This window comes from Chamaesiphon sp. OTE_75_metabat_556, from assembly GCF_031378165.1.
Classification (GTDB): domain Bacteria; phylum Cyanobacteriota; class Cyanobacteriia; order Cyanobacteriales; family Chamaesiphonaceae; genus Chamaesiphon.
On the sequence record NZ_JANNDR010000271.1, the window covers coordinates 1 to 5,997 of the forward strand.

7 protein-coding genes and 1 pseudogene are annotated in these 5,997 nt (G+C 46.5%); 1 reads left to right on the forward strand and 7 read right to left on the reverse strand.

All coding sequences use genetic code 11. The features are described 5' to 3' along the window. From RMO27_RS11075 to RMO27_RS11105, 7 genes and pseudogenes are all read right to left on the reverse strand, one after another. A partial coding sequence (locus RMO27_RS11075; protein ID WP_309732360.1) for an ATP-dependent Clp protease proteolytic subunit occupies positions 1-176 on the reverse strand: 176 nt, incomplete at its 3' end. 87 nt (positions 177-263) lie between these two features. Beyond that, complete coding sequence (locus RMO27_RS11080; RefSeq protein ID WP_309732347.1) at positions 264-929, reverse strand: ATP-dependent Clp protease proteolytic subunit; 666 nt, start codon at positions 927-929, stop codon at positions 264-266. Positions 930-1,047: 118 nt separating this feature from the next. After that, positions 1,048-1,719, reverse strand: coding sequence for an ATP-dependent Clp protease proteolytic subunit (locus RMO27_RS11085; protein WP_309732349.1), 672 nt, complete (start codon positions 1,717-1,719; stop codon positions 1,048-1,050). 102 nt (positions 1,720-1,821) lie between these two features. Beyond that, positions 1,822-4,059, reverse strand: a complete 2,238-nt coding sequence (locus RMO27_RS11090) for an NADP-dependent isocitrate dehydrogenase (RefSeq protein ID WP_396133666.1) — start codon at positions 4,057-4,059, stop codon at positions 1,822-1,824. Between the two features lie 151 nt (positions 4,060-4,210). Further along, positions 4,211-4,546, reverse strand: coding sequence for a XisI protein (locus RMO27_RS11095; RefSeq protein ID WP_309732354.1), 336 nt, complete (start codon positions 4,544-4,546; stop codon positions 4,211-4,213). Beyond that, positions 4,534-4,950 carry an element excision factor XisH family protein gene (locus RMO27_RS11100; RefSeq protein ID WP_309732356.1) on the reverse strand — a complete coding sequence of 139 codons (417 nt, stop codon included), beginning with the start codon at positions 4,948-4,950 and terminating at the stop codon, positions 4,534-4,536. Before RMO27_RS11100 ends, RMO27_RS11095 begins: the two co-directional genes overlap by 13 nt. Positions 4,951-5,020: 70 nt before the next feature. Continuing rightward, a pseudogene (locus tag RMO27_RS11105) lies at positions 5,021-5,119 on the reverse strand (NADP-dependent isocitrate dehydrogenase); the annotation flags it as partial. 275 nt (positions 5,120-5,394) lie between these two features. Here RMO27_RS11105 and RMO27_RS11110 point away from each other — a divergent pair. Beyond that, a partial coding sequence (locus RMO27_RS11110) for a nucleotide-binding protein (protein ID WP_309732358.1) occupies positions 5,395-5,997 on the forward strand: 603 nt, incomplete at its 3' end.

A 5,997-nucleotide genomic window follows, 5' to 3' on the forward strand; every position in this document is an offset into this window, starting at 1 on the left:
GAGTCTTCCGAGTCGAGATAGAGCATATAAGCCACGATCGCATTGGCCATGCCAGCATCAACTTCTTCAAACATGAAGATAATTCGCTCGCGGAATAAGCGATCGTAGATATTGATCCATTGTTCGTTAGAACTACCCGGCAAACGATAGGGAACGCTAGGAACGCCGATTGACATAGGATTTTAGGGGGTAGAGGTGGGGGTAAAGAGGTAAAGAGCGGGGAGCGGGGAGCGGGGAGCGGGGAGCATTAAATTTACTAGCCCCTATCCTCTATCCCCTATTCCCTGCAATTCTTTAGAGCTTTCTAAGACGCGATCGATCAAGCCGTATGCTTGAGCTTCGTGGGCAGTCATGTAGAACATTCGTTCGCTGTCTTGCTGAATTTTTTCGGTTGATTGACCGGTATTTTCGGCAAATACTTCGATGATATTGGTCTTTTTGGCCAAAACTTCAGCAGCATTGATGATGATATCCGAGGCTTGGCCGCGACTACCAGCACGAGCTGGCATCAACCCGATCGAGGCATGGGGCAGACTGGCGCGTTTGCCAGGGGCACCAGCGGAGAGGAGTAGAGTGGCAATGCCCATTGCTTGACCGAGACAGATGGTATACACCTCCGACTTGATGTGCTTGATGGTGTCATAAATCGCCAAGCCAGCCATCACCGACATCATCCCGATCTCTTGTCCTGCCATCCCAGCGGCAACAGGATCGCCCAGGGAGTTGATATAGAGATAAATTGGTTTGGTATTATCGACTGATTCTAGATACAGCAACGATGACACCATACTATTGGCCAATCCATCGGTAATCGGCTGATTGAGGAAGATAATTCGTTCCTGACTCATCCGCGTGTAGATATTAATCCACTGCCAATACTGACTGCCAGGAAGGTTATAGGGTACGTTTAAAATCCGATCGACAGGCATAGTTAAATTAGTTGATAGTTGATAGTTGATAGTTGATAGTTGTGTGCCAGCAGGTGGGCAGTGCCCACCATCTAGTTACTATCTACTTTCTAATATCTGTCCCGCCGATTACTGACCTTTAGACTAAGGCAGGTATAGGAGTGGGTAGATCTTTGACGCTGTTGAGGACGATATCGATTAGGCCGTATTCTTTGGCTTCGGTGGGCGTCATGTATAGCATCCGATCGGTATCTTTGGCGATTTTTTCGGCGGGTTGACCCGTACTGTGGGAGAAGATATCGAGGATCGCGGTCTTGTTGTCCAAGACTTCTTTGGCTCTAATCTGGATATCGCTGGCTTGCCCTTGTGCGCCGCTGCGAGGTTGATTGAGGACGATCGTGGCGTGGGGGAGACTGGCGCGGCAGCCTTTTGTCCCAGCAGCGAGAATCATCGCGGCGGTGCCCATTGCTTGGCCGATACAAATGGTATGGACGGGGGGCTTGATGTAGCCGAGGGTATCGCAAATTGCAAATGCTTCGGTTTCAAAGCCGATCGAGTCGCCAGTATACCAAGATGTCCCAGTGGAGTTGATATAGAAGTAAATCGGTTTGTCGGCGTTATCAAATTGGAGATACAACAACTGGGCGATCAGCAATTTGGTAGGATCGTAGCCCATTTGTCGTTTGTAGTCATCCGACGATACCAATGGCCCACCCATATACACAATCCGCTCTTTGAGTAGCAGTGAGGGTAAATCTGGTGGCGGTGTCCGGTAATAGCTGTCGCCGCCGTAATATTGGGACTGAACCATGTATTTATTCCGCTCTTAGCGCATTGTATTTATCTATGGTAACTCGCGATCGACTGGTGGCGTTGGGTTGATAACCGATTATCTGGCTCTATTCAAATTTGACTACATTGAACCCAATAAGGCGATCGCACTATTAAACATCGTACTCGGACGCATGGCCTGAGTTGCTTGCTCGTCATTGAGATGATAATAACCACCAAGATCGATCGAGTGTCCCTGCGAACCATTCAACTCAGCGACGATCTCGGTTTCTCGATCGCTCAATTGTTTCGCCAACTTGCCAAATTTTGCCTTCAGATCGGGATTTTTATCCTGCTCTGCCAATGCTTGTGCCCAATACATGGCTAAATAAAAATGACTGCCACGATTGTCCAATTCATTAACTTTGGCGGCTGGCGATTTGCCATTATCTAGATACTTACCATTAGCCCTGTCGAGTGTTGCGGCCAAAATGAGCGCGTCGGGATTATTGGTTTTCTGTCCCAAATCTTCCAAAGCTACTGCTAGAGCTAAAAATTCGCCCAAGGAATCCCAGCGCAGATGTCCTTCCATGACAAACTGTTGGACGTGTTTTGGTGCCGAACCACCTGCTCCCGTCTCGAATAAACCGCCACCAGCAAGGAGCGGGACGATCGATAGCATCTTAGAACTCGTACCCAGTTCGAGAATCGGGAATAAATCGGTGAGATAATCCCGTAACACATTTCCCGTCACCGAAATCACATTTTTACCCGCTTTGATTTGTTGGCAAGTAAACCGCATTGCCGCCACTGGGGAGAGAATTTGCAGATCCAACCCCGTTGTGTCATGGTGTTGTAGATACTCATTCACCTTGGCAATCAGATTCGTATCGTGAGCGCGATCCTCATCCAACCAGAAAATTGTCGGACAACCTGTCGCTCTAGCCCGATTTACCGACAATTTCACCCAATCCTGAATCGGTAAATCCTTCGTCTGACACATCCGCCAGATATCCCCTGTTTCGACATGGTGTTCCATTAATGTCTCGCCAGAGGCAGCAACAACGCGCACCACGCCATCGGTGGGAATTTCAAAGGTTTTGTCATGAGAACCGTATTCCTCGGCTTTCTGCGCCATTAAACCCACGTTAGCGACGTTGCCCATCGTGGTGACATCAAATGCGCCCTGCTCCTGACAGAACTCGATACACTCCTGATAGATCGTCGCATAACAGCGATCGGGTATCATCGCTTTCATATCGTGCGCCTGCCCATCCGCGCCCCACATCTTGCCAGAAGTCCGAATTGCCGCCGCCATCGACGCATCGATAATCACATCGCTGGGGACGTGGAGATTGGTAATTCCCTTATCGGAATTCACCATCGCTAATTGGGGACGATCGGTATAAACTGCTTGAATATCCGACTCGATCGCGCCACGTTCGTCATCAGGTAAGGATTGAATCTTGGCATAGACATCGCCAATCCCATTATTCGCATTCACCCCCAATCGATCGAACGTATCGGCATATTTCGCAAACACATCCTGATAATAAACCTTGACCGCGTGCCCAAATAAAATCGGATCGGAGATTTTCATCATCGTCGCCTTGACATGGAGCGAGAGGAGAATATTTTCAGATTTTGCAGCTTGGATTTCTTGATCGTAAAAAGCCCGCAATACCTTGACACTCATCACCGACGCATCGATGATTTCTCCCGCTGTCACCGCCGTCTTTTCCTTCAGCACCGTCACAGATCCATCGGCAGCCACTAGCTCGATTTTGACAGTACCCGCATCCTGAATAACTACCGACTGCTCACTGCCATAAAAATCACCACTTTCCATGTGAGCGACATGAGTTTTAGAATCTTGCGTCCACGCACCCACCCGATGAGGATTCTTTTGGGCATATTGTTTGACAGCGGCGGCAACTCTTCGATCTGAGTTACCCTCACGCAAGACTGGATTCACCGCACTCCCCAAGATCTTTGCATACCGCGCCTTTATCGCTGTTTCAGCTTCATTCTGCGGTTGGGCTGGGTAGTCGGGAAGATTGTACCCCTGCGACTGTAATTCTGAGATCGCGGCTGTCAATTGGGGTGTCGAGGCACTGATATTCGGCAGTTTGATAATATTCGCTTCCGGTGTTTTCGCCAATTCGCCCAAGATTGCCAGATCGTCAGGTTGTTGTTGGGCTGGTGTCAACCGTTCTGGAAAAGCCGCAATAATCCGCCCAGCTAGTGAAATATCGCTAGTCTCGATCGACACATTAGCAGCTTTGGTAAATGCTTGGACGATCGGTAAAAATGAGTAGGTTGCCAACGCCGGAGCTTCATCGGTAAATGTGTAGATAATTTTCGAGGATTGGGCTGTCATATATCTTCCTGGATGTGTGGCTTTGGCGATGCTCATTGGCGTAGCCTCGCCCGTGGAGAATCGTTCCAAACCATCATTTTGACATCTTCAGGGATTTTGGTGGTAGCGCAGTTTGCGAAATGGAAAATTTTGCAAGAAGAAACTTTACGAGCTAGCTAACTGCGTATTCGGTAAATTGACGCTTAAAAGGAGAGTGAAAACCAATCACAATGTCACTCTTGGCAACGCCCATTTCTACAAGTTCTGCTGCGATATCATTTTCTGTACCATTATGCTGGAGCCAAATTTTCCCGTCTCTAATATCAAGATGTAAGATACAACCATGGATGCGGCGATCGTCCTGCCAACCAACATGAACTAATTGATAGCTGTCTCTAACCGTGTCAAAAATTAGCTCGGTAGCAACTGTTTTGTCATCACCGCTCCAAGCGGCATAATCTTCGAGCAGCTTCTGGACGATTTCGGAATACTTAATTAAGTCAGCCATTGCTCGATCACCTCTTGTTGGGGTTTGTAGACAATTAACTTTAACTGTTGACTCAGAATAATACCTTGGGCAAGTTGAGTGGCAAAAAAAGAAGTGTATGTATCCATCGGCACCGCCAGGTAGAGCACATATTCAGGGTATTGTTCTGCCAAGAGAATGCGATAGCTAATGAATTGTCCTAATGCAGTATGAAATTCTGAGACGGCAGAGTTTTTTAAAAAGCTTTTGACTTCGACAGCAATTTTTTGTCCGGCACGCTCTGCTGCAAATACTTTTTCGGCTCCTAAATCGATGTATAGATTGCCTAGTTCGTAACGAAGGATGAGAGGATCGTGCGTAATCGTCCAACCATCTTTTTCTAATGCATGGCGAACAACATCATGAAATGCATCCTTTCTGGACATCTGGAAGATTTAGCTAAGAGCATGGGCTGTGTCACAATTATGATCGATCGCGGTCTTTGATCGCAAGTTGCTCGATCGACACATTCGCCGTCTTGGTAAATGCTTGGACAATCGGCAAGAATGAATAAGTTGCCAAAGCCGGAGCTTCATCGGTAAAGGTGTAAACGATTTTCGAGGGTTAGGCTGTCATGGCTGTTGTTTGGTATGGTGCGGGAGTGTGTCGTGGCGACTCCAGACCATCATTTTGACATCTCTGGGGATTTTGGTGGTAGTCTAGTTGGCAAAATCTGGAACTGGAAAGGTGACTTCAAAACAGGGAAATGTGTAGTGCATACCCATAGGATCAATTCTTCTCTTACCAATTCCTTACAGATGTCATTTGTTATGATATATTTAAGCTGTTTAAACGAAAAATGTTTTCAACGCAAGGATTAGTAAGTTTGTGTGAATAAGTCTAAACAATCAGAAAAGCAGCGTCCAACGGTTTTTATTGGTTCCTCAACTGAAGGATTAAAAGTAGCTAAAAATATTCAAGTACTTTTAGATCATGCTTGTGAAGTGAGTATATGGAGCCAAGGTATTTTTGGATTAGGGGAAGGAAGTTTAGAATCTTTAGTTAAGAGCCTGGACTTATTTGATTTTGCTATTTTAGTGCTTACACCTGACGATTTGATCGAAACAAGAGGTAATGTTAAACAGGCTCCTCGTGATAATGTGCTTCTGGAGCTTGGTTTATTTATTGGAGCTTTAGGTCGAGATCGCTCATTTGCCGTGTACGATCGCAATGCAAAGTTACATCTGCCAAGTGATTTAGCTGGTGTTACGATGGCGACATATACAATTCACCAGTCTGGTAATCTACGTTCTTCATTGGGCGCAGCTTCAACACTTATTGAGGACACTATCGATAGGTTAGGAAAGCGTCATAAACTTGACTCACAATATTCAAATCAAACAAGTTATTCTCAAACAGTTGAAATAGAAGCTTTGACAAATCAAGTCAAAGAAATGTCGCAAATGCTTCGTCAACTAGTAGAAAATTTTCAG